This is a genomic window from Spongiactinospora sp. 9N601 (genome assembly GCF_044326295.1).
Lineage (GTDB): Bacteria > Actinomycetota > Actinomycetes > Streptosporangiales > Streptosporangiaceae > Spongiactinospora > Spongiactinospora gelatinilytica.
In genome coordinates this window covers 38,841-59,829 of the sequence record NZ_JBIRBB010000001.1, presented here as the reverse complement: position 1 = coordinate 59,829, position 20,989 = coordinate 38,841, and the positions used below count along the sequence as shown (strand labels likewise).

Below are 20,989 nucleotides of genomic sequence, written 5' to 3'. Positions count from 1 at the left end.
CCTCTTCCTGCTGTTCCTGCTGCGGGGCCTAGGCGCGGGCGGGCGTCGTCATCGGGCCTGCTCCCGCCGCCCGCCGACCAGCCGGTACCAATCCGACAGGGTGGGCCGTTCGGCCAGCTCGACGAACGTGGTCTCGACCCCGGCCGCGCGCCAGCGTTCGACCAGGGTCATCACCCGGATCGAGTCGAGGCCGCGGTCGAGCAGGTTCTCGTCCTCCGGGATGTCGGCGGCGGGCGCGGACAGCACTTCGGCCACGTCCTCGCGGACGCGTTCGGGGGTCAACGACACGTTCGATCGCCACCTTCGCGGGCTGAAAGGAATATAGCTAAGGTAAGGCAAGCCTTACCTAACATTCACGGGACCGGCCCCGAAGTCAAGAGGTGAAATCTTGTGAAGCACGACACTTTGCCGGGGGCTTGACATAGGCGATTTATCACTAAAGATTAGGTATGCCTTACCTTAGTTGATCAACGGCCATGGGTCGGCCACCGCCGACGCGCAGGCCGTTCCCCCAGACCCCCGAAAGGGTCAGACCTTGACCATCTCCTATGAGCCGGTCACCGCGTCCGAGTTGCTCGGCGAGTATCGTCCCGGTCATTCCTCGCTGTTCTCCTCGCCGCAGCACACCCTGCTGGCGCAGGGCGTCGGCGACGTGGTCGGCCCGGCGGGCACCCTGCGTGCCCTTTCGGAGCAGGTACGGCTCCAGGGCAGGCTCGTTCTCGGCGCCGTGCCGTTCGATGACCCCGCCTCCGCCCACCTCGTGATGCCCGAGCGGGTCCGGTGGGCCGATCCCTTCATCGCCCGTCCGGTGACCCCGGACGGCCAGCCCCGGCCGTGGCGGGTCACCCCCGTCCCCGGCCCCGACGATCACCTCGCGGGGGTACGGCGGGCCCTGCGCCTGCTGGACCAGGGCCGGTTGGACAAGGTCGTGCTGGCCCGATCGCTGGAACTGTCCCATCCCGACCCGCCGGACGTCACCACCATGGTGGCCCGCCTGGCCGCCCGCGACCCCGACGGGCACGTCTTCGCCGTCCCGCTGCCCGGCCGCCGCACGCTGGTCGGCGCGAGCCCGGAACTGCTGGTCTCGCGTACCGGGCCGATCGTCGTGGCCGGTCCGATGGCGGGCTCGGCCGCGCGCAGCGCCGACCCCGCCGAAGACCGGCGGCGCGCCGCGGCCCTGCTCTGCTCTGCCAAGGACCAGCGTGAGCACGCCCTGGTGACCCAGGCGGTGGCCGACGCCCTGGCGCCGTTCTGCCGGGCCCTCAGCGTGCCCGACGAACCCTCGCTGAGCTGCACCTCGACCATGTGGCACCTGTCCAGCCGGATCACCGGACGGCTCGCCGACCCCGACACCACCGCGCTCGCCCTGGCCGTGGCCATGCACCCCACGCCCGCGGTGTGCGGTACCCCGACCGCGGACGCCCGCGCCGCCATCGCCGAGATCGAGCCCTTCGACCGGGGCTTCTACACCGGCATGGTGGGCTGGTGCGACGCGTCGGGCGACGGCGAGTGGGCCGTCACCATCCGCTGCGCCGAACTGAGCGAGGACGGGATACGGCTGTTCGCGGGCGGCGGCATCGTGCCCGGCTCGGTGCCGGAGGACGAACTCGCCGAGACCACCGCCAAGTTCCGCACCCTGATGCACGCCCTCGGCCTCGACGAACGGGCCGCCCTGGCCGCCTCCACGGGGGAGTGAGAGGACCGCGATGGACGTCGTTCCCTACCCGCCGGAGTTCGCCGCCAGGTACCGCGCCGCCGGGTACTGGCGCGGGGAGACCTTCGGCGGGATGCTCCGCGACCTCGCCGCCGCGCACGGCGAGCGGACCGCCCTGGCCGGCGACGGCGAGCGGTGGAGCTACCGGCGGCTCGACGAGCGCGCCGACCGGCTCGCCGCCGGCCTGACCCGCCTCGGGGTCCGCCCCGGCGACCGGGTCGTGGTCCACCTGCCCAACCGGCCGTCGTTCTACGAGGTGTGCTTCGCCCTGTTCCGGATCGGGGCCCTGCCGGTCTTCGCGCTGCCCGCCCACCGGGCGGCGGAGATCGGCTACTTCTGCGAGTTCACCGAGGCCGTGGCGTACATCGCGCCCGACAGGCACGCCGGCTTCGACCACAGGGAACTGGCCGCCGGGCTGAAGGTGCCCAACGTGCTCGTGGACGGCGACCCCGGGCCGTTCCTCGCCCTGGACGAACTCCGCGCCGCCGACCCCCTCCCGCCGCGGCCCGGCCCCGGGCCCGGCGACGTCGCCTTCCTGCAGTTGTCCGGCGGCAGCACCGGCGTGCCCAAACTGATCCCGCGCACCCACGACGACTACATCTACAGCTTCCGGGCCAGCGCGGAGATCTGCGGCCTTTCCGAGCGGTCGGTCTACCTGTGCGCGCTGCCCGCCGCGCACAACTTCCCGATGAGCTCGCCCGGCGTGTTCGGCACCATGTCGGTGGGCGGCACGTCGGTCCTCGCCCCGCACCCCGGGCCCGACGTCTGCTTCCCGCTGATCGAGGCCGAGCGGGTGACGATCACCGGCCTGGTGCCGCCGATGGCGCTGCTGTGGGCGGACTCGGCCGGCCGTACCCGGCACGACCTGTCCAGCCTGGAGATCCTCCAGGTGGGCGGGGCCAAGTTCACCGAGGAGGCGGCCCGCAGGGTCGGCGGGGTGTTCGACTGCGTCTTGCAGCAGGTGTTCGGCATGGCCGAGGGCCTGGTCAACTACACCCGGCCGGACGACCCCCTGGAGATCGCGCTCACCACGCAGGGCCGCCCGATATCGCCGGACGACGAGATCCGCGTGGTGGACGACCAGGACGCCCCGGTCCCCGACGGCGAGCCCGGCCACCTGCTCACCCGCGGGCCGTACACCATCCGCGGCTACTACCGCGCCGCCGAGCACAACGCGACGGCCTTCACCTCCGACGGCTTCTACCGGACCGGTGACATCGTCCGGGTCACCCCCGGCGGGTACCTGGTCGTGGAGGGACGCGCCAAGGACCAGATCAACCGGGGCGGGGAGAAGATCGCCGCCGCGGAGGTCGAGAACCACCTGCTCGCCCACCCCGCCGTCCACGACGCCTCCGTCGTGGCCGTCCCCGACGCCTACCTGGGCGAACGCACCCGCGCCCACATCGTGGCCCGCGCCGCGGTCACCGACGCCGAACTCCGCGCGTTCCTGCGTGAGCGCGGCCTGGCCGGCTACAAGATCCCCGACCAGTTCGCGTTCGCCGAGACCCTGCCCGCCACCGCCGTCGGCAAGGTCAGCAAGCGCCACCTCCGCGAAAGGACATGACGACCATGGCAATTCCGGCCATCGCCCCGTACCCGATGCCGGCCGAGACCCCCGCCAACCGCGTGGCCTGGGAACCCGACGCCGGTCGCGCCGTCCTGCTGGTCCACGACATGCAGAACTACTTCCTGCGCGCCTTCACGCCCGGCGCTTCGCCGCTGGTGGAGCTGATGGCCAACGTGCTCGCGCTGCGCGAGCTGTGCGGGGGCCTCGGCGTGCCCGTGGTGTACTCCGCGCAGCCCGGCGGGCAGAGCTCCGAGGAGCGCGGCCTGCTGCTGGACTTCTGGGGGGACGGCATCGGCCCCGACCCCGAGGAGGCCGCGATCGTCGCCGAACTGGCCCCGCGCCCCGGCGACGTACTGCTCACCAAGTGGCGCTACAGCGCCTACCAGCGCACCGGCCTGGCCGAGTTGATGACCGAACTGGGCCGCGACCAGCTCATCGTGTGCGGCGTCTACGCCCACATCGGCGTGCTGATGACGGCGTGCGAGGCGTTCATGCGGGACGTGCGGCCCTTCGTGGTGGCCGACGCGGTGGCCGACTTCTCCCTGGAGCATCACGAGATGGCGATCCGGTACGCCGCGCAGCGCTGCGCGGTCACCACCACCACGGCCCGCATCGGCCGCGCCCTGGCCGGGGCGGTGGCCGGGGTCTGAGTCTTTCGCGGCGGGCTAGCCGCGCAGCGCGGCGGTGACGGTGTCGAAGACCCGCTGGCTCAGCCCGCTGAGCGCGCCGACCGCCTCGCTGCGCCGGCGCGAGCGGGTGGCCAGCTCGACCGGGCCGGACTGGCCCGCGGTGGGGGCGGTCAGGGCGAGGCTTTCCAGGCGGAGCAGCGGCAGCGCCTCCGCGGTGGCCTCGTAGGTGCGGCAGATCAGCCGCAGCTCCTCCTCCTGGGTGCGGGAGACCACCGGCCGGTGGCCGCTGGCGAGCTGCACGTTCTGGATGTAGTCGGCGACCCGGGAGCGGAAGGTCTCGACCAGCTTGCGCAGGAGTACGGCCACGCCGACCGCCTCGAACAGCTCGCGGGAGGCCAGCCGCCTGCGCAGCCGGGTGCCCGCGGTGCCGGGGTCGGCGAAGGCCGCGCGCAGCTCGGCGTCGATGCCGCCGAGCGTGCTCACCGCGACCAGCGCCCGCTCGAAGTGCTCGGCCACCCGGGGCGGCAGCAGGCGTTCGGCGGCCGTGTCCTCGTCGTGCCCGGCCTGCGGCGCGGCGATCGAGGAGTGCAGGCTGCCCACGCTGCCGCTGAGCGCCTCCAGCATGCTCTGCGTGGCCGACTGTTGCAGGCTGAGGCGTTCGAGATTGCGGCTCAGGCTCTCCAGGGTGTACCCGCGCTCGCTGCGGTCGAGCCGGCGGACCGCGTTGTGCATCACCGCGCGGAAGTCGCCGCCGAACCGGCTCTCGTCGAAGACCAGCGGCTGCCGCCCGATCAGGTGCGAGACCTCGCCCTGGAGGGTCGCCGACACATATCCGTTGACCACCACGATGACCTCGGCGGACGGCGTCGCCACCCGCACCGCCTCGATCTGCCCGCGCAGCGTGTCCACGTCCTCGGCGCGCAGCAGCGAGCGGGTGATCAGCACGGCCACGCCCGCGCCGCCCTCGCCGCGGGTGATCCAGAAGTCGACGGTGGTGTTCTCGCCCAGCATCACATCGGCGTGGAAGTCCCAGCCGCCGGCCTCGATCAGCCGGCGGATCGTCCCGCCGACGTAGTCGAGCCCGGCGCGCTCGTAGTGCCGGCGTACGGCGGAGCGCACGATCGCCGGCGTGATCGCGCCCGACCGCTCCTCCTCGGCGAGGTCGGCCGCGCGCCGGTAGAGGGTGAGGCTCATCCGGGGCAGGCCGCCGCTGAGCGACCGGATGTAGCCGGCGATCTCCAGCGAGATGTCCGGCTGGCCGGGGCGGCGCCGCCTGCGCAGCAGGTCAAGGGTCTCCTCGGGGGTGAACGGATCCAGCCGGGCGACGCCGATCCGCTGGTGGACGCTCTGCGGCAGCTTGGACAGGCTCTCCGGCATGCCGCAGAACACCAGCAGCCCGCCGACGCTGATGAAGACCTTGATGAGCTGCTCGAAGGCGTTGACCGCGCTGATGTTCCATTCGCCGGGATGGCCGAGCAGCTTCTCGTACTCGTCGATGATGAGCACGACCCGGCGGTTCTTCCTGCTGTAGAGGAAGGTCAGCACGCTGAGCGCGTCGTAGGCGTCGAGATCGCTGGAGATCCGGTCGTGCACGCCGAGGGCGCGCAGCTCCTCTCCGGGCGGCTCGCCGCTCAGCCACTCCCACACCGCGTCGGCGTACTCGTCGGTGGCCAGCAGCGCGAGCGCCCGCCCGAACTTCGCGTACTCCACCTCGGTGCGCAACCGGCGTTTCAGGTCGGCCTGCAAGGCGGGCCCGGACAGGTGGAGGCTCGCGACGACCTTCTCCGGGTCGATGGCGCGCTCCCGCAGCCCGGCGGCGACCTCGCGGAAGATCTGTATCTCGTCCAGCGAACTGGCCACGACCTCGGAGAAGTAGTCGGTCACCAGGTCGCGGACGTCGGCCTTGCCGAGCATGTCCAAGATCGTGTTGCGGTACAGGTAGCTGAAGCGCCGCTGGGAGGCGTCGATGGCGAGGATCTTGGACTCCGCCCCCGGCACCTCCGCCGCCGTCTCCTTGATCCGGATCGCCAGGTGGGTCTTGCCACTGCCGTAGCCGCCCACGATGGCCATGGCCCGGCCCGCCTCGGCGGGGGAGGTGGGCGGCGGGCCGCCCAGATAGGCCGCGACGTACTGGAGAGCGCTTCGGACCGCCGGGGTCGCCACGGTGAGGTCGTGCAGGCTCTCCTGGTCGGCGAGGCGGGTGGTGAAGGTGACCGGCAGGAGCATGTGCCCACCCTCGCCTTCGCCTGCGGACATGCTCATGCCTCGTCCTTCCGTGGTGTCCGCACCAGATGGTTCCAGGACATTATCCTCTTGTATAACACCCGGTGGAAAAAGTTCTCGTCTACCTTCTCGACATTCTCTTCTATCGCGGCGTCGATGAGGATCTTGAAGAGGTTGTCGAAAACCCTGATGACCGGCTCGGGCATATAGCTCATGTTCTGGATGATGTAGTTGAGGGTGGGCGCCGGGATCTCGGGAAATCGATGCGGCAGGTCGGTGCGTTCCCGGCGGGAGCGCACGAACTTCGCGACGTCGCCGTCCTGGAGCAGGCCGACCCTGGCGAAGAAGGTCGTGCGGTTCTGCGCCGTGCCGACGACCGAGTCGAACGCGGGCTTGGTGATGTCGCCGCCCTCGATCAGGAAGGTCACCCGAGGCCAGGCCACCGCCACGAAGTCCTTGACCCAGGCGAGCGGCACCTGCGGCGGCAGGATGATCACCACCACCGCGGCCCGCTTCTGCAGGGTCGATCGCAGCTTGAAGAAGCCGTTCTTGAAGGTGAGGCCCTCCAGCTCGGCCCATTCATCGTCGCTCAGCCACAGGCCGTTATCGTCTCCCGCCACCTGTTCCAGGGTGTCGTTGTAAACATGCTGGCAGAAGGCGGCGCGGGCGGCGTCGGAATGATCGGAAGGGGCCGGGGAACCGGCGAGATCGACGATTCTTACCGTGGAATCGGTTAATTCACCCCGGTCGTCGGACTCCTGCGGGGGATTGCGGAGAATGTGATAGACGCAATGTTCGATAAAACTGGTCTTCCCGGCGCCGGCCCGGCCGGCGACGTACACCACGTGGCCGCGCAGCGGCCGGCGGTCCCGCTCCTTGAGCATCTCGGTGAACTGGACGTACTGCCGGTGGGTGTCGTCCAGGAAGACGAACAGGTCCTTGCGCCGCTGCATCTGCCAGATCCGCAGCGGCGCGTCCCACGCGCTGCCCGCCTCGCCCGTGGGGTGGAACGGGTTGCACCACTCGCGGGTCATGACGCGGCACCCGGGGTGGCGGGCCGCCGCATCGCCGAGTGCCGCAGCCAGGGTCTTCTGAGCCGGACCGCCATCGCCGCCGTCCGTGCGGTGAAGGTGGCCGCGCTCTCGGCCTCCCGCCTGGCGATCTGCGCCCGGCGTTCCATCGGCACCTTCCTCCAGTCGTTCGCGGAGCGGGCGGTCAGCCCGCCGAGCATGGCGAGCAGCCGCGCCGGTTCGGTCCAGGCGGGGCGGGCGAGCGCGGCGTTGCCGATCTTGGCGGCCAGCGTCTCGCGGGCCGCCTCCAGCGCGGCGACCTCCGCGTCGCCGCGCCGCCAGCCGGCCAGGAAGGCCGCGTGCGCGGCGGCGAACGCGGTGGACGCCGCGAACAGCTCGTTCCCGGTCTGGGCGCCCGCGCCGGCGGCGGCCCGCCACTCGGTGGTGGCCAGCGTCAGCAGCGCGCCCGCGACGACGGGGATGAGCACCGAGAGCATCGCGGTCAGCGGACCCGGGCTCTCCGGGCCGCGCATGTCCGGCTCGGCCGTGGCCAGCGCCCGGCACGCCCGGTCGAAGTCGTCGGGGCGCACCATCCGCCACCGCTCCAGGGTGAGCGGCCGCCCGGCCAGCCGTACCTCGTCAGGCGCGGACCCGGGGGACACCAGCCCGAGGGTGGTCGCGGCGGCGGCGAGGTCGGCCCGCTGGCGCGCGCCGAGGCAGTAGACGAGCAGCCGGTCGGCCTCGTCGGGATCGGTGGAGTCCGCCCGCGCGGGCGCGCCGAGGGCCAGGATGAGGAACATGAGCACCATCGGCCCCGATGTGCCCAGCCGTCGCATGCCACCGCCTTCTGAACCGCCGTTCAGCCGCCGCCTTCAGAAGAAAAGATATCCCCCCGGCCGACATTTGTGGTGGAATCTTGAGCCGTGCTATAAGGTTGTGATCCGCGGCGAATTGTGAATCTTTTTCAGGTGATCTGCCGCCCGCTCGCGGTGGCCCGCGCCGCGCCCCGGAAACAACCCGCGCGCAGGTGGGAGCCTCCGGGAAAGCGTGGCGCAGGCCGCGCCGCTAATGGTGGACAACGCTATTCATGTGGCGGCAAGTCGCTTTTATTGCTCCTGGTGGCCGGACACGATCCGCTTCGCCGGGCCCCACACCGATTCGTCGTCGAACGCCTTCTCGAACACGGCGTGATAGGTGCTCACCGCCTCCACCACCGGTTCGATCCAGCGCGGTTCCATACCCGTGCGGGTGAGCGCGAAGCGCACCCAGTGCCGCAGCGCCTCGGGCAGCCGCTCGCGCTGCGCGGCGTCGAGCATCACCTTGCGCGGCAGGAAGTCGGCCAGGAACAGCGCCACCCTGCCGGGGCTCCACGCGAGCGGGCCGGGGCGGATGTAGCCGTCGCCGTAGTCGAGGAACAGCCCGGCCAGGGAATGCGTCACGTCGTCGTCGGGCAGGCCGCTGTGCCGTACGAACTCCGCGGTCAGGTCCTCCCGCTCGGCGGCGGGGGTGGGCGCCCAGTCGGGCCAGGCGGGCAGGTGAGCGCGGCCTCGGGTCCAGGCCAGCGCGCGCAGCTCGGCGTAGCCGCCCTCCTCCTGGTGCGGCCACGCCATGTCGGTCTCCCGCATCGCCAGCGCCAGCTCCGCCAGCACGGCGGCCGGCTCCGCCGGGCGGACCGGCATCGGCGGATCGTCCGGCCCGCGCAGCCGCTCCCACTCCTCGTGCGCTCCCGGCTCCACCAGCCGCAGCGCGGCGATCACCGGCTCGGCCTCGTCCACGATGACGGCCATCAGCGTGTGCGGGCGCGGCCCCGCGTCGTAGTCGACGAACAGCACGCGCTCGCGCCGCCAGACGTCGGTGCCACGGAACGCGCCGGTCGGCTCCCAGGCGGGCGTGTCCGCCCATTCCGGTCGCGGCTGGGACGCCGACAGGATGTCGGTCGCCTGGGTCAGCATCTCCCGCTCGCTCGCGGGCGCGACGCGCGCCAGCGCGGCCACGGCCGCCATCGCCGGAACCGAGGGCCGGGCCGTCGCCCGCCCCGCGACCTCGGTGCAGATCAGGTGCTCCGGCTCGGTCTCGCCGGGCGGCGCGGCCAGCCACACCTCGCCGAGCCGGCGGCTCGCCCAGACCTCCGCGGCCAGCGCGTCGGCGTCGTCCCCGGCCAGGCCGCGAGCGTCGAGCACGATCTGTTCCGACAGGCGCAACCGGGCCACGGTGCGCTGTGGTCGTCTCTGTCTGCCTCGCCCCTCCGGGCGTCCGCGGCTTTTGGGACTCATACCTCCGAGTCCATCACATCGCGGGCCCCGTCCGGGGAAGGCCCGCGCAGACCGGCGGGCTCAGTCGCCCATCCGAGGATTGGCCAGCGCGGTGACCACGCAGTGGCCGATCGGCCCGGACTCGTCGTGGACCACACAGACCCCGGTCGAGACGCCCTCCTCGCTCAGCCGGCCGGTGACCTCCAGGCCGACCAGCTCGCCGAGCGGCGGCCTGGAGAGGGTGAGGGTGTAGTCGGCGTTGATGTAGTAGAGCCCTTCGGGGCCGAAGTTGCTGAGCGGGCTGGCGAAGTCGGCGGCCAGCGCGGCGCGGACCAGCGGCGAGACCGGCTCGCCCGCCACCAGCGGGTGGATCTCGCGGGTCCAGGCCACCCGGCGGGCGTCGCCGTCACCGTTGTCGGCGAGCCGCCAGTGCAGGTCGAACGGCGGAGTCCAGCCGGTCACCGGCCCCGCCCCCGCGATCAGGTCCCCCGGCGGCGGCATCTCGCGGGGCGGTACGACGGCGACCTCGCCGGGCATCGTCCCGCCACCGCGCAGCAGCACCACCGAGGCCCGCCCGATCGCGCCCCGCGCCGAGGAGATCTCCACGTCCACGACGCGTATCCGGCGGCCGTCGCGCACCGTGCGCGACTCCACCCGCAACGGGACCAGCGGCGAGCCGCGGAACAGATCGACCGTCACACGCGCCGCCCGCAGGCCGTCCGTGAGATGGCCGCGCTCCACGGCGCGGGCCGCGAGCCCGCCGATCAGCCTCCCGTGCAGCAAGTCGGCCGACCACGGGCTCTGCGCGGCCGGGGAGGGGATCAACTCCCCGTCGCGCTCGGTGAAGAACGCCGGGGGCTGCTCGGTCTGCGTCACGCGCCTCATCTTCTCCGCTGGGTTCCGGGCTACCCGGAATCCTAGAACAACGCTCTGTGCGCCTCCCTCCGGCCTGGCTCGGTGCAATAGCGGGCGGACACGTACTATCGTGACCAGCATGCAGAATCTCCCCGAGCGCGGCGACGGGTCGTCGCAGGTGCGCGCCTCTGACAGCAACAGGGAGCAGGTGGCCGCGATGCTCGGCGAGGCCATGGCCACCGGGCAGTTGAGCCACGACGAATACTCCGAACGCCTGGACGACCTCTACACCGCCAAGACACTCGGCGAGTTGGAAGTCCTCACCCGCGACCTGCAACTCGGCCCGGAGCGCGGCCCGGCCCCCGCCCCGGGCGGCGCCCCCTTCTCCTACGCCCCGGCGAGCGGCACCGAACAGGACAACGTGGTCGCCGTCTTCGGCGGTGCCCACCGCAAGGGCAACTGGCGAGTACGCCGCCGCCTGTTCGGAACGGCCGTCTTCGGCGGCATCGAACTCGACCTCAGCGAGGCGGTCTTCGAGTCACGCGAGGTCGAGATCCGCATCTTCGCCGTGTTCGGCGGCGTGGAGCTCCGCGTCCCCGAGGGCGTCGAGGTCCGCTCGGAGGGCAGCGGCATCTTCGGCGGCTTCGACGTCCGCGGCTCCTCCCACCCCGATCCCGCCGCCCCCGTCATCACCGTCAAGGGCCTCGCCCTCTTCGGCGGCGTCGGTGGCCGCCCCCGCAAACGCAAGAACCGCGACTAGGGGGACTCGCCGGAGGGGGGTTCTTCTGGCTCGGGGATGAGTTCGACGATCTCGATGAGGCCGGAGGGTGGGACGATGGCGGCGACGTCGTCCATCGTGGCGCAGTAGGCGACGAAGTAGCCGTCCTTGCTCAGCCGGTACACCTCGCGGCCGTTCAAGATCGTTGTCTCGACCTCGACGCCGTTCTCGCCTGCCCAGCGTCTCGCAGTCACGCGCGTTCCCTCGTCCCGCCGCTCATATGGGTTCGCGGATAAAGAATCCTATTTGTGGCGACAATTAACTTTATATCGCATATTTCGCAATAGCCAGGACCGCAGGGTGCCGGTGTCAAGTGCCAGGCCCAGGGCAGGGGCCAGATCATGAGCGAATGGATCCTGGTGGCGACCGACGGTTCGGAGCCGGCCTCGGCGGCGGTGCGGTGGGCGGCGGACGAGGCGGCGCTCTGGGGACGTGACCTGCGGGTGTTGCACGTGGTCGGCCCGCAGGGTCTCGCCGCGCCGTACGCCGAGGTCGCCGGGCTCGCGGACGCGCTGTCGGAGGAGGCGGCGAACGTCCTGCGCGACGCCGAGCGGGCCGTGCGGGACCGCGCCCCCGGCGTGCAGGTCACGAGCCAGGCCCTGGCCGGCCCGGCGGCGCCGATCCTGCTGGATGAGGCCGCCGGGGCGAGCGAGATCGTGATCGGCAGCCGCGGCCGGGGCGGCCTGACCGGGCTGCTGCTCGGCTCGGTCAGCCTCAGCGTGACGGCCAACGCCGAGATCCCGGTCGTCGTGGTACGCGAGCCCCCCGGCCCACCCACCGGCGAGATCGTGGTCGGCTTCGATCTGTCCCCGCACTCGGAGGTGTCCTTCGCCTACGCCGCGGCGCAGGCCCGGAAGCGAGGGGCCCGGCTGCGCGTGGTACACGCCTGGCAGCCGCCCGTCTCACCGGGCCTGATGACCTACTACCCGGACATCGGCGAATCGGCGCTGGAGGCCGAGACCGCGGTGGTGGAGAAGGCCGTCGCCGGCTGGCGGGCGCGCCACCCCGACCTGGAGATCCTGGACACGGTGACCGGCGGCCACCCGGTGACCGCCATCTCAGCGGCGGGGGAGTCGGCGGACCTGGTCGTGGTCGGCGCCCGCAGGCGAGGCGAGGTGGCACGGGCCGTGCTCGGCTCCGTCGGCCACGGCGTCCTCCACAACATCTCCCGCCCCGTGGCCGTGGTCCGCTGAGCGGAAAAGTGGTTGTCATGCCTCGTACTGTCATGTGCCGTGACAGACATCGACAATCGGCTCGCGGCCTATGACCGGCAGATGCGGGGGGCGCCTCCGCACCTGCCCAAGGGGGTCACCTGCGAGCAGGACGGCCCGTTGGTGCGGATCGTCGGTCAGTACCGAGGCTTCGTCAGCGCGCCACGCGACGTCGGCGTACGCGGCACCGAACTCGACCGGCTGATCGCGCGACAGCGTGACCGCTTCGCGGCACGCGGTGAGGCGGTCGAATGGAAGGTCCACGGGCACGATCGGCCGGGCGACCTCACCGAGCGGCTGCGCGCCGCGGGCTTCGTCCCGGAAGAGGAGGAGACCGTCCTCATCGGCCTCGCGGGGGACATGACCGCGGCGCCGGCGCCGCCGGACGGCGTCACGCTGCGGCGGGTCACCGCCGACGCCGACATGCACCGCGTCGCCGCCATGGAATCGACCGTCTGGGGGCAGGACTGGAGTCGGCTCGGCCATGACCTGATCGCGCGTGTGGCGGCGGCTCCGGACCAGATCGTCGTGATGGTCGCCGAAGCCGGTGGTGAGGTGGTCTGCGCGGCCTGGCTGGATTTCCGTGAGGGCACCGAGTTCGCCGGCCTGTGGGGCGGTTCCACCTTGCCCGCATGGCGCGGCCGGGGCATCTACCGCGCGCTGGTCGCCGCCCGCGCCGAACTCGCCGTGGCCCGTGGCGTCACATTCCTGCACGTGGACGCCTCCAGCGACAGCGCCCCGATCCTGCGGCGACTGGGCTTTCACCGCGCGACCACCACCACGCCCTACGTATGGTCACCGGCACGGCAGGGCTGACGCGAGCAGGTGATCGTTTCCGGCGGGGCGGCACGGATGCGGGCGGTGCCGAAGGCGGGTCGGCGGTAACGTCCGTCGGTGCGGTAGGGGTGGGGACCTCGGGCGAGGGCCTGCACGTTGGGGCGTGTCGGCCGGGCTTCCGAGGGTGGGGGTGGGGTCAGGGGGTGGGTGGGGGAGTGGTGACGGCGTTGAGGATGCGGGTGGTGGAGCGGCCGGGGATGGCGGTCAGTTCCCAGCATTCGGCGGCGAGTACGTCGGCCGCCGCGCAGCGGCCTTCGGCGTGGGGGTCGCCGGCCGTGTGCGCGAGCGCGCCCGGGTGCATCGGGGCGAACAGCTTGATGTACTCGGCGGGCTTGTTCAGCTCCGGCGGCCCGGTGACGATGAACACCCCGTCCACGAAGCGCAGCGCGGCCAGCACCTCGGCGCGCTCGGCGGCGGTGTGCAGCGGCCGGTCAGGGCCCTTCCAGTAGGACACCCTGGCGTCGTCCTCCACGCCGACCAGCAGCGGCAGCCCGCGGTCGCGCACCGCGCGCAGGAACCGGACATGACCAACGTGCAGGATGTCGAAGGCACCCGTGACCACGGCCGCCCCCGGCCGGTCATACGGCATCACCCAGACCGCTTCCAGCCTGCTCACGACGCGTATCCCCTTCTCGCCGCGGCCCGCGCACGGCGCGGGCCGCGCCACTTCGCGGACACTCGCAGACTAGCGTTCGCCGGAGGGGGGTCCGTCCGCCGGTACCCACGAATCGCGCGGCCCGTCGCGCGCCCGGCTAACCTCCCGGTGATCGTATTCCTACTTTCCGGTGACATCGAGGCCGCCCGGCCCGGCGTCCTTAGGAGGACGGCTCCTCGTACGACGGGGGCGATCGGGAGGGTCACGATGGACGGCGGACGCGAATCGAGCAAGGACACAGGCGCCGACGACGAGGCGGGGACGGACGCCGACAAGGACAGGGTGTTCCGCCTGGCCGGGACGGCCGACCAGATCGCCAGGGCGCGCCGCCTGGTGTCCCGCGCGCTGGGCGTGGACCATCCGCTGCACGACGACTGCGTCCTGCTCACCAGCGAGGTCGCCACCAACGCGGTCGTCCACTCCGACTCCGGCCGGGGCGGGACGTTCACCCTCAGGGTCAGCTACTCCGCCGGCACGGTGCGGGTCTGCGTCCAGGACGACGGCTCCCTCGCCCCGCCGTGCACGTGCGGGGCCGCCGCCCACGCCACCGGAGGCCGCGGGCTGCCGCTGCTGGACGCGCTGGCCCGCAGGTGGGGCGTGATCCGCGAGGCCGGCGCGAACCGGGTGTGGTTCGAGCTCGCCCTCGACCTCGCCGGCGTCTCCGCCGCGCCGCCGAACGGCAGGCGGTACCTCGGCTAGCCCGCCGGGACGTCGAGCCGGCACAGCCCTTCGGCCAGGACCTTGGTGGTCAGCCTGGTACGGCTGTCGCAGCCGAGCTTGGCGAAGATGTGCTCCAGGTGCGTGGTGACGGTCCGCACGCTGAGGACCAGGAAGGCGGCGATCTGCGGGTTGGAGTCGCCGCCGGCGACCCGGGTGAGCACGTCCACCTCCCGCCCGGTCAGGTCATAGGGCAGGGCGCACGGCCGTTCGGCGATCAGGGCCCCCTGGATCGCGCCCTGGAAGCCCACTCCCGCCCGCATCAGCCGCACCTCCCGCCAGCGCCCCTCGGCGTCCGGCCAGAGGCCGCGCCGGCTCAGCTCCCGCGAGTCGATGAACTCCCTGGCCAGCGCGGCCATCCCGGGAGCCGCCGCGATCGCCTCGGACGGCGGCAGCCCGGCCACCTCGCGGCGCGTGCCGGTCCGGTCGAAGGACATCGCGTGAAAGCCCGGCGGCAGCCCGCCCGTCTCGATCAGGCACCGCCGCAGGTCGGTCACGTGCGCGAGGGTGGGCGAGACCGCGTTGACCAGCGCGGCGGCCCGCGCGCAGAACGCGCCGGGATCGCGGGCGCTGAGGTGCAGCAGGCCGGTGTAGCGGCCCTCGTCCAGGAACAGCGGCGTGGTCAGGCCGGCCCGCCAGCCGTACGGCTCCAGGTGGCGCCGGTAGTAGCGCTCGGTGCCGGGGGCGCCCATCAGCAGCGGCTCGCGGTTGGCCATGGCCGTGCGGTAGGGGTCGAGCCGGGCGTACTCCTCGGCGGCGTCGGAGTCGACCCGGGCGTAGCCGTCGGCGATCAGGCTCTGGTGGCGGCCGGTGGCCGGGTCGAAGGCGACGAACTCGTAGGCGTCCATCGGGATGACCCGCCGCAGGGCGGCCATCGCGCCCTGCGCGCCGCGGCGTCCGGCGACCTGGAATCCCACCTCGGCGAAGGCGTGGAGATGACGCGGGCTCAGCGTGATCTGCTCCGCCTCCACCCCGCCTCCTCCCGCCAAGCCGTACCCTGGGCTCAAGCGTGCCCGAGCGGAGAAAGCGCGGGAATACGTAAACCTTCCGATGTCTCGCCCTGAACAGATATTTACCCTCTCCGGCATCACGCCGGAGACACGGAGAGGCGGACATAACGTGACGGTCTTGATGAGGACGCGAGGCGCCGCCGCCGTCCTTTCCGCGCTCCTGGCGCTCAGCGCGTGCGGAGGCGGAGGGAACAGCACACCCGGCGGGCAGAGCGGAGACGCGCCGAAGCGGTTCTCCGTCGCCCTCACCGAGCCCGACCACCTGACCCCGGGCAACACCTCCAGCAGCTACTCGATCGCCGTGCTGGGGGCGCTCTTCGACACCCTCGTGGTCATCGGCCCCGACGGCAAGCCGCAGATGCGCGCCGCCGAGTCGATCACCAGCGACGACCAGAAGGTCTGGACGATCAAGATCAGGCCGGGGCAGAAGTTCCACAACGGCGAGGCGGTCACCGCCGAGAGCTTCGCCGATGCCTGGAACGCCGCCGCCTACGGCCCCAACGCCTGGACCAACAACTATTACTTCGCCGGCGTCGAGGGCTACGACAAGCTCAACCCCGAGGCCCCCGAGGGCTCGGAGGAGGCCCCCAAGCCGCAGACCGACAAGCTCAGCGGCCTTGCGGTGGTGGACCCCACCACGCTGGAGGTCACCCTCACCGCCCCGTTCAGCCAGTTCCCGATCATGCTGGCCTACACCGGCTTCGCCCCGATGCCCAAGGCCGCCCTGCAGAACCCGGCGGGCTACGACACCGCCCCGATCGGCAACGGGCCGTTCATGCTGGACGGCAAGTGGGAGCGCAACAGGCTGATCAAGACCAAGCGGTTCGACGGCTACGCGGGCCCGCGCCCCGCCAAGTCCGCGGGCGTGGACTTCAAGATCTACGCCAACCGCGAGACCGCCTACACCGACCTGCGCGCCGGCAACGTGGACCTGCTCCAGACGATCCCGCCGGCCAGCGCCTCGGAGGCCAAGACCCTGCTCGGCGACCGGTTCGTGTCCACCCCCGGCGGGACCATGGACTACCTCGGCTTCCCCGTCTACGACAAGCGGTTCGCCAGCGCCGACCTGCGCAAGGCGATCTCCATGGCGATCGACCGGCAGGCGATCGTGGACGCGGTCTTCAGCGGCGCCTTCAAGCCGATGTCCTCCCTGGTCGCCCCGCTGGTGCCCGGCTACCGGGCCACCGCCTGCGGGGAGAGCTGCACCTACGACCCGGCCAAGGCCAAGGCGCTGTACGACAAGGCCGGCGGCTTCACCGGCACCCTCAACCTGTACTTCTCCAACGCCGACCCCAGCTACGAGCAGTGGATGACCGCGGTCGCCAACCAGCTCAAGCAGAACCTCGGCATCACCGACATCAAGTTCCGCAAGATCCCGTCCGCGGACTACCTGGCCACCCTGCGCGCCCACAAGCAGGACGGGCCCTTCCGCAACAACTGGGTGATGGACTACCCGAGCCCGCAGAACTACCTGGAGTCGATGTGGGGCGCGGAGAACCGGATGGGCTGGAAGAGCCCCGAGTTCCTGGACCTGATCAAGCAGGCCAACTCGGCGCCCACGATGGAGGCCAGCATCCCGCTCTACCAGAAGGCCGAGGACCTGGCCCTGGCCGAGATGCCGATGGCCCCGCTGTGGAACTGGCAGGACCAGGCCGGCCACTCCGAGAAGATCACCAACGTGCGGATCGACGCCTACAGCCCGAACCTCGACACGATCACCGTCAAGTGACCCTGCCCGCCGCCAGAGAACGCCGGTAGAGAACCCAGCCGATGAGATACGCCGCGCAGCGCCTGTTGCAGGCCGTACCGGTCTTCTTCGCGACCACCTTCCTGATCTACGCGATGGTGTTCGCGCTGCCCGGAGACCCCATCCTGGCGCTGGCCGGTGACAAGCCGATCTCCGACGAGACGCTGCACACCCTGCGCGAGCGCTACCACCTGAACGACCCGCTGATCGTCCAGTACGGCCTCTACATGTTCGGGCTGCTGCGCGGCGATCTCGGCCAGTCGTTCACCGGGCAGCAGGTCTCCGACATGCTGGCGGGCCGCTGGGAGGTGACGGCCCAGCTCGCCGTCACCGCCTGGGTCCTGGAGCTGGCCGTCGGCGTGCTGCTGGGCGTGGTGGCGGCGCTGCGCAGGGGCGGCATCGCCGACACGGCGGTGCTGGCGGGCACCACCTTCGTGATCGCGGTGCCGGTGTTCGTGGTGGGCTACGCCGCGCAGATCGTGCTCGGCCTCAACCTGGGGCTGTTCCCCACCGCGGGCACCGAGCAGGGCTGGCCGGGCAGCTACCTGCTGCCGGCCATGGTGCTGGCCTCCTTCAGCCTGGCCTACGTCGCCCGGCTGACCCGTACCAGCCTGGCGGAGAACCTGCGGGCCGACTACGTGCGCACCGCCACGGCCAAGGGGATGCGAAGACGCCGGGTGATCGGCAGGCACGCGCTGCGCAACTCGCTGATCCCGGTGGTGACCTTCCTCGGGGTCGACTTCGGCAACCTGATGGCGGGCGCGGTGGTCACCGAGGGGATCTTCAACCTGCCCGGCATCGGCCAGCAGGTGTTCCAGTCCATCCAGCTCCAGGAGGGCCCTGTCGTGGTGGGGGCGGTCACCGTACTCGTCATGATCTTCATCGCGGTGAACCTGGTGGTGGACCTGCTGTACGGCGTGCTCGACCCGAGGATCGCCCGTGCTTGACCTCGGCACCGCCGCCCAGGCCCCCGCCCCGGCGGCGCGCGGCTCCCTGTGGTGGGACGCGTGGTACGAGTTGCGCCGCAGGGTCGTCTTCTGGCTGTCAGCGGCGATCTTGCTGATCGCGGTAGGGATGGCGCTGTTCCCCGGCCCGTTCGCCGCCCTCGGCAGCCCGCAGCGCGGCTGTGACCTGCGCATGTCCAAGCGCCCGCCGCAGGAGGGCGCGCTTTTCGGCTACGACCTGCAAGGCTGTGACTACTGGTCGCAGATCGTGCACGGCGCGCGGGCCTCCATCCTGATCGGCCTGGCCGTCACGATCTTCGCGCTGCTCATCGCGGTCGTGCTCGGCCTGCTCGGCGGCTACTTCGGCGGCTGGGCCGACGCCCTGATCTCCCGGATCACGGACGTCTTCTTCGGCATCCCGTTCGTGCTCGGCGCCACCGTGATCCTGGTGGCCTTCCCCGGCCACGGCGTGTGGGCGATGACCCTGGTCCTGGTCGTACTGGGCTGGACCACCATGACCCGGCTGATGCGCGCGCAGGTCATCGCGGTACGCGGGATGGACTTCGTCGCGGCGGCCCGCATGCTCGGCGCGAGCCATCTGCGCATCATGATCAAGCACATCCTGCCCAACGCCATCGCCCCCGTGTTCGTGCTGGCGATGCTCAACGTCGGCAACGTCATCGCGGGCGAGGCCACCCTGGACTATCTCGGCGTCGGCCTGCAGTACCCGGAGGTCTCGTGGGGGTTGCAGCTCAACGCGGCCCGGTCGTTCTTCACCGGGCACCCGCACCTGCTGATCTTCCCCTCGCTCTTCCTCACCGCCACTGTGCTCGGCTTCCTGATGCTCGGCGACGTGGCGCGCGACGCCCTGGACCCCCGTCTGCGCTGAGCCCTTCGTGGTATGAAGACCCGATGAGATCGGGTTTCCCGTGGCGTGCGCGGCTCGTCCCGGTGCTGGTGCTCGCCGGGATGGCGTTGTTCCTCAACGACCAGGCCGCGCGCCGGGAGCGGGCGGCCGACCCCCCTGCCGTGCAGCAGGTGCGCGGGACGGCGGTGAAGTACCACACCTTCACCGACCAGGCGGGCAGCGGCAACCGCACCACGAGGGTGGTCGTGTTCGCCCTGACGCTGGCCGAGTTCCCGCAGAACCTGACGTTCCGGCTGGAACGCCCGCCTCCGGGCGGGGTGCCGCGGGGCACGCCGGTACGGCTGGAACTGCCCGCCGACGCGGCCGGGACCGTCCAGCGGGCCGGCCGCTACCCCGACGCGGAGTACACGGTCAAGGCGCTCGGCGCGGAGATCGGCGGCCGGAGCGTCTACACCGCCGCCGAGGGGGCCGGCCGGGCGGCGGGCGCCTCCGGCGCCTTCCGGACGGCGGCGCTGGTCTTCCTGCTGCTGGCGGTGGGATGGGCCGCCGCGGCGCTGTGGTGGGCGCGGCGGCGCCCCGGATGAATCCGCCGCATCGAAGGATGTAGCCGGGCCCTCAGGTGAGCAGCCGGTCCAGCACCCGCACCCCGAACTCCAGCCCCGCGACCGGCACCCGCTCGTCCACGCCGTGGAACATCCCGAAGTAGTCCAAGGCCGGGTCCAGCAGCAGCGGCGCGAAACCGTAGCTGGGAATGCCGATCCGGGAGAAGGACTTGGCGTCGGTGCCGCCGCTCATGACGTAGGGGACCGGCCGGGCGGCCGGGTCCTCCGCGACCAGCGCGGCGCACATCCGGTCGAAGAACGGCGCGGGGTAGGGCGCGGACGGCGCGCCGGACAGGTTGACGAACTCGCGGGTCACCTTGGGGCCGAGCAGCTTGTCCACGGTCTCCAGCAGCTCCTCCCGGTAGCCGGGCAGGAACCGCCCGTCCACGTGGCCCTCCGCCGCGCCGGGGATCACGTTGACCTTGTAGCCGGCGTTCAGCATGGTCGGGTTGGCGGAGTTGCGGATCTGGGCCTTGAACAGCGCGCCGACCCGGCCCAGCCGGACCGCCTCCTCCTCCAGCCGGTCCAGGTCGATCGGCTCGCCGAGCACCTGCGACAGGGCGGTGATCAGCGCGGCCACGGCGGGCGTCAGCCGTACCGGCCAGCGGTGGTCGGCCAGCCGGACCATGGCCCGGGACAGCTCGGCCACCGCGTTGTCCACGGCGGGCTTGGAACCGTGCCCGGCCACTCCCCGCGCGGTCACCTTCATCCAGGCCGTGCCGCGCTCGCCGACCGCCACCGGGTACACCCGCGTCCCCGCGTCGCCGGGGACCTGCACGCTGAAGCCCCCCGACTCGCTGATCGCCTCGGTGCAGCCCTCGAACAGCTCGGCGTGGTGCTCGACCATGTACCCCGAGCCGTACTCGCCGGTGGCCTCCTCATCGGCCAGGAACGCCAGCACCACGTCGCGCCTGGGCCGCACGCCGCGCCGGGCCCAGCCGCGGACCGCGGCGAGCGTCATGGACAGCGAGCCCTTCATGTCCACCGCGCCGCGCCCGTGCACGCAGCCGTCCTGGATCTCCCCGGAGAACGGGTGGACCCGCCACTCCAGCGGATCGGCGGGCACGACGTCCAGGTGCCCGTGGACGAGCAGCGCCTCCGGCGAGTCGCCGGGCACCCGCGCCACCACGTTGGCCCGGCCGGGCGCGGACTCGAACACCTCCGGCTCAAGGCCCGCGTCGGCCAGCAGCCCGGCCACGTACTCGGCGGCGGGCCGCTCACCGCCGCCCGGGTTGGTCGTGTCGATCCTGATGAGATCGGAACAGATCTGCGCGACCTCGCTCATTGCGGGTGACCACTCCTCGTCCGTTGTGCCGTCGTTCGTCGCCGGGGGGCGGGGTCACTGCCGGGCATGCCCGCTGTGGCCCGTC

20 protein-coding genes and 1 pseudogene are annotated in these 20,989 nt (G+C 71.9%); 11 read left to right on the top strand and 10 right to left on the bottom strand.

From position 1 onward, the window contains the following. Positions 1-48 precede the first annotated feature (48 nt). Positions 49-288 (bottom strand): phosphopantetheine-binding protein, encoded by a 240-nt coding sequence (locus tag ACH34R_RS00260; protein ID WP_397559245.1) that lies wholly within the window; start codon positions 286-288, stop codon positions 49-51. Between the two features lie 247 nt (positions 289-535). Between ACH34R_RS00260 and ACH34R_RS00255 the strand changes: the two genes are divergently transcribed. The 3 genes from ACH34R_RS00255 to ACH34R_RS00245 are packed head-to-tail and all read left to right on the top strand — an operon-like array spanning position 536 to position 3,931. Next, positions 536-1,696 (top strand): isochorismate synthase, encoded by a 1,161-nt coding sequence (locus tag ACH34R_RS00255; protein ID WP_397559244.1) that lies wholly within the window; start codon positions 536-538, stop codon positions 1,694-1,696. A 10-nt stretch (positions 1,697-1,706) separates the two neighbouring features. After that, on the top strand, positions 1,707-3,278 hold the full coding sequence (locus ACH34R_RS00250; protein ID WP_397559243.1) for a (2,3-dihydroxybenzoyl)adenylate synthase: 1,572 nt from the start codon (positions 1,707-1,709) through the stop codon (positions 3,276-3,278). Positions 3,279-3,283: 5 nt separating this feature from the next. Then, the gene (locus ACH34R_RS00245; RefSeq protein WP_397559781.1) at positions 3,284-3,931 is read left to right on the top strand and encodes an isochorismatase family protein; all 648 of its coding nucleotides are present in this window, start codon (positions 3,284-3,286) and stop codon (positions 3,929-3,931) included. A gap of 15 nt (positions 3,932-3,946) precedes the next feature. Here the strand turns inward: ACH34R_RS00245 and ACH34R_RS00240 are convergent, their stop codons facing one another. The 5 genes from ACH34R_RS00240 to ACH34R_RS00220 form a co-directional block, all read right to left on the bottom strand. Further along, positions 3,947-6,172: a hypothetical protein gene (locus tag ACH34R_RS00240; RefSeq protein ID WP_397559242.1), complete on the bottom strand. Its 2,226-nt coding sequence runs from the start codon at positions 6,170-6,172 to the stop codon at positions 3,947-3,949. Continuing rightward, a complete protein-coding gene (locus ACH34R_RS00235) occupies positions 6,169-7,167 on the bottom strand; it encodes a hypothetical protein (RefSeq protein WP_397559241.1) in 999 nt (332 codons plus the stop codon). Before ACH34R_RS00235 ends, ACH34R_RS00240 begins: the two co-directional genes overlap by 4 nt. Then, a complete protein-coding gene (locus tag ACH34R_RS00230) occupies positions 7,164-7,979 on the bottom strand; it encodes a hypothetical protein (protein WP_397559240.1) in 816 nt (271 codons plus the stop codon). The genes ACH34R_RS00235 and ACH34R_RS00230 overlap by 4 nt, the downstream gene beginning before the upstream one ends. Before the next feature lie 270 nt (positions 7,980-8,249). Then, on the bottom strand, positions 8,250-9,344 hold the full coding sequence (locus ACH34R_RS00225; protein ID WP_397559239.1) for a hypothetical protein: 1,095 nt from the start codon (positions 9,342-9,344) through the stop codon (positions 8,250-8,252). Between the two features lie 132 nt (positions 9,345-9,476). Beyond that, positions 9,477-10,271, bottom strand: coding sequence for an acyl-CoA thioesterase domain-containing protein (locus ACH34R_RS00220; protein WP_397559238.1), 795 nt, complete (start codon positions 10,269-10,271; stop codon positions 9,477-9,479). Positions 10,272-10,389: 118 nt separating this feature from the next. Here ACH34R_RS00220 and ACH34R_RS00215 point away from each other — a divergent pair, with 118 nt between their 5' ends. Continuing rightward, positions 10,390-11,010 (top strand): DUF1707 domain-containing protein, encoded by a 621-nt coding sequence (locus tag ACH34R_RS00215; RefSeq protein WP_397559237.1) that lies wholly within the window; start codon positions 10,390-10,392, stop codon positions 11,008-11,010. Here ACH34R_RS00215 and ACH34R_RS00210 read toward each other — a convergent pair. Next, entirely contained in the window at positions 11,007-11,222 is a 216-nt protein-coding gene (locus tag ACH34R_RS00210) for a hypothetical protein (RefSeq protein ID WP_397559236.1), read from the bottom strand. The two genes, ACH34R_RS00215 and ACH34R_RS00210, sit on opposite strands and share 4 nt — an antisense overlap. A gap of 147 nt (positions 11,223-11,369) precedes the next feature. Here ACH34R_RS00210 and ACH34R_RS00205 point away from each other — a divergent pair, with 147 nt between their 5' ends. Beyond that, positions 11,370-12,221: a universal stress protein gene (locus ACH34R_RS00205; protein WP_397559235.1), complete on the top strand. Its 852-nt coding sequence runs from the start codon at positions 11,370-11,372 to the stop codon at positions 12,219-12,221. 39 nt (positions 12,222-12,260) lie between these two features. Continuing rightward, a complete protein-coding gene (locus ACH34R_RS00200; RefSeq protein ID WP_397559234.1) occupies positions 12,261-13,055 on the top strand; it encodes a GNAT family N-acetyltransferase in 795 nt (264 codons plus the stop codon). A gap of 157 nt (positions 13,056-13,212) precedes the next feature. On the opposite strand, the gene ACH34R_RS00195 is transcribed toward ACH34R_RS00200, so the two are convergent. Continuing rightward, positions 13,213-13,692 carry an adenylyltransferase/cytidyltransferase family protein gene (locus ACH34R_RS00195; protein ID WP_397559233.1) on the bottom strand — a complete coding sequence of 160 codons (480 nt, stop codon included), beginning with the start codon at positions 13,690-13,692 and terminating at the stop codon, positions 13,213-13,215. A 246-nt stretch (positions 13,693-13,938) separates the two neighbouring features. Between ACH34R_RS00195 and ACH34R_RS00190 the strand changes: the two genes are divergently transcribed. Further along, complete coding sequence (locus tag ACH34R_RS00190) at positions 13,939-14,430, top strand: ATP-binding protein (protein ID WP_397559232.1); 492 nt, start codon at positions 13,939-13,941, stop codon at positions 14,428-14,430. On the opposite strand, the gene ACH34R_RS00185 is transcribed toward ACH34R_RS00190, so the two are convergent. Further along, positions 14,427-15,419 carry a LuxR C-terminal-related transcriptional regulator gene (locus ACH34R_RS00185; RefSeq protein WP_397559231.1) on the bottom strand — a complete coding sequence of 331 codons (993 nt, stop codon included), beginning with the start codon at positions 15,417-15,419 and terminating at the stop codon, positions 14,427-14,429. The genes ACH34R_RS00190 and ACH34R_RS00185 overlap by 4 nt on opposite strands. A gap of 160 nt (positions 15,420-15,579) precedes the next feature. On the opposite strand from ACH34R_RS00185, the gene ACH34R_RS00180 reads away from it, so the two are divergent. Genes ACH34R_RS00180 through ACH34R_RS00165 form a run of 4 tightly spaced genes read left to right on the top strand, consistent with a single transcriptional unit; the run spans position 15,580 to position 19,601 of the window. Further along, on the top strand, positions 15,580-17,187 hold the full coding sequence (locus tag ACH34R_RS00180) for an ABC transporter substrate-binding protein (protein WP_397559230.1): 1,608 nt from the start codon (positions 15,580-15,582) through the stop codon (positions 17,185-17,187). A 41-nt stretch (positions 17,188-17,228) separates the two neighbouring features. After that, positions 17,229-18,152, top strand: coding sequence for an ABC transporter permease (locus tag ACH34R_RS00175; RefSeq protein ID WP_397559229.1), 924 nt, complete (start codon positions 17,229-17,231; stop codon positions 18,150-18,152). Next, entirely contained in the window at positions 18,145-19,038 is an 894-nt protein-coding gene (locus tag ACH34R_RS00170) for an ABC transporter permease (RefSeq protein ID WP_397559228.1), read from the top strand. Before ACH34R_RS00175 ends, ACH34R_RS00170 begins: the two co-directional genes overlap by 8 nt. A gap of 23 nt (positions 19,039-19,061) precedes the next feature. Further along, entirely contained in the window at positions 19,062-19,601 is a 540-nt protein-coding gene (locus ACH34R_RS00165; RefSeq protein WP_397559227.1) for a hypothetical protein, read from the top strand. Between the two features lie 31 nt (positions 19,602-19,632). On the opposite strand, the pseudogene ACH34R_RS00160 reads toward ACH34R_RS00165, so the two are convergent. Beyond that, a pseudogene (locus ACH34R_RS00160) lies at positions 19,633-20,913 on the bottom strand (M20/M25/M40 family metallo-hydrolase); the annotation flags it as partial. Between the last annotated feature and the right edge of the window lie 76 nt (positions 20,914-20,989).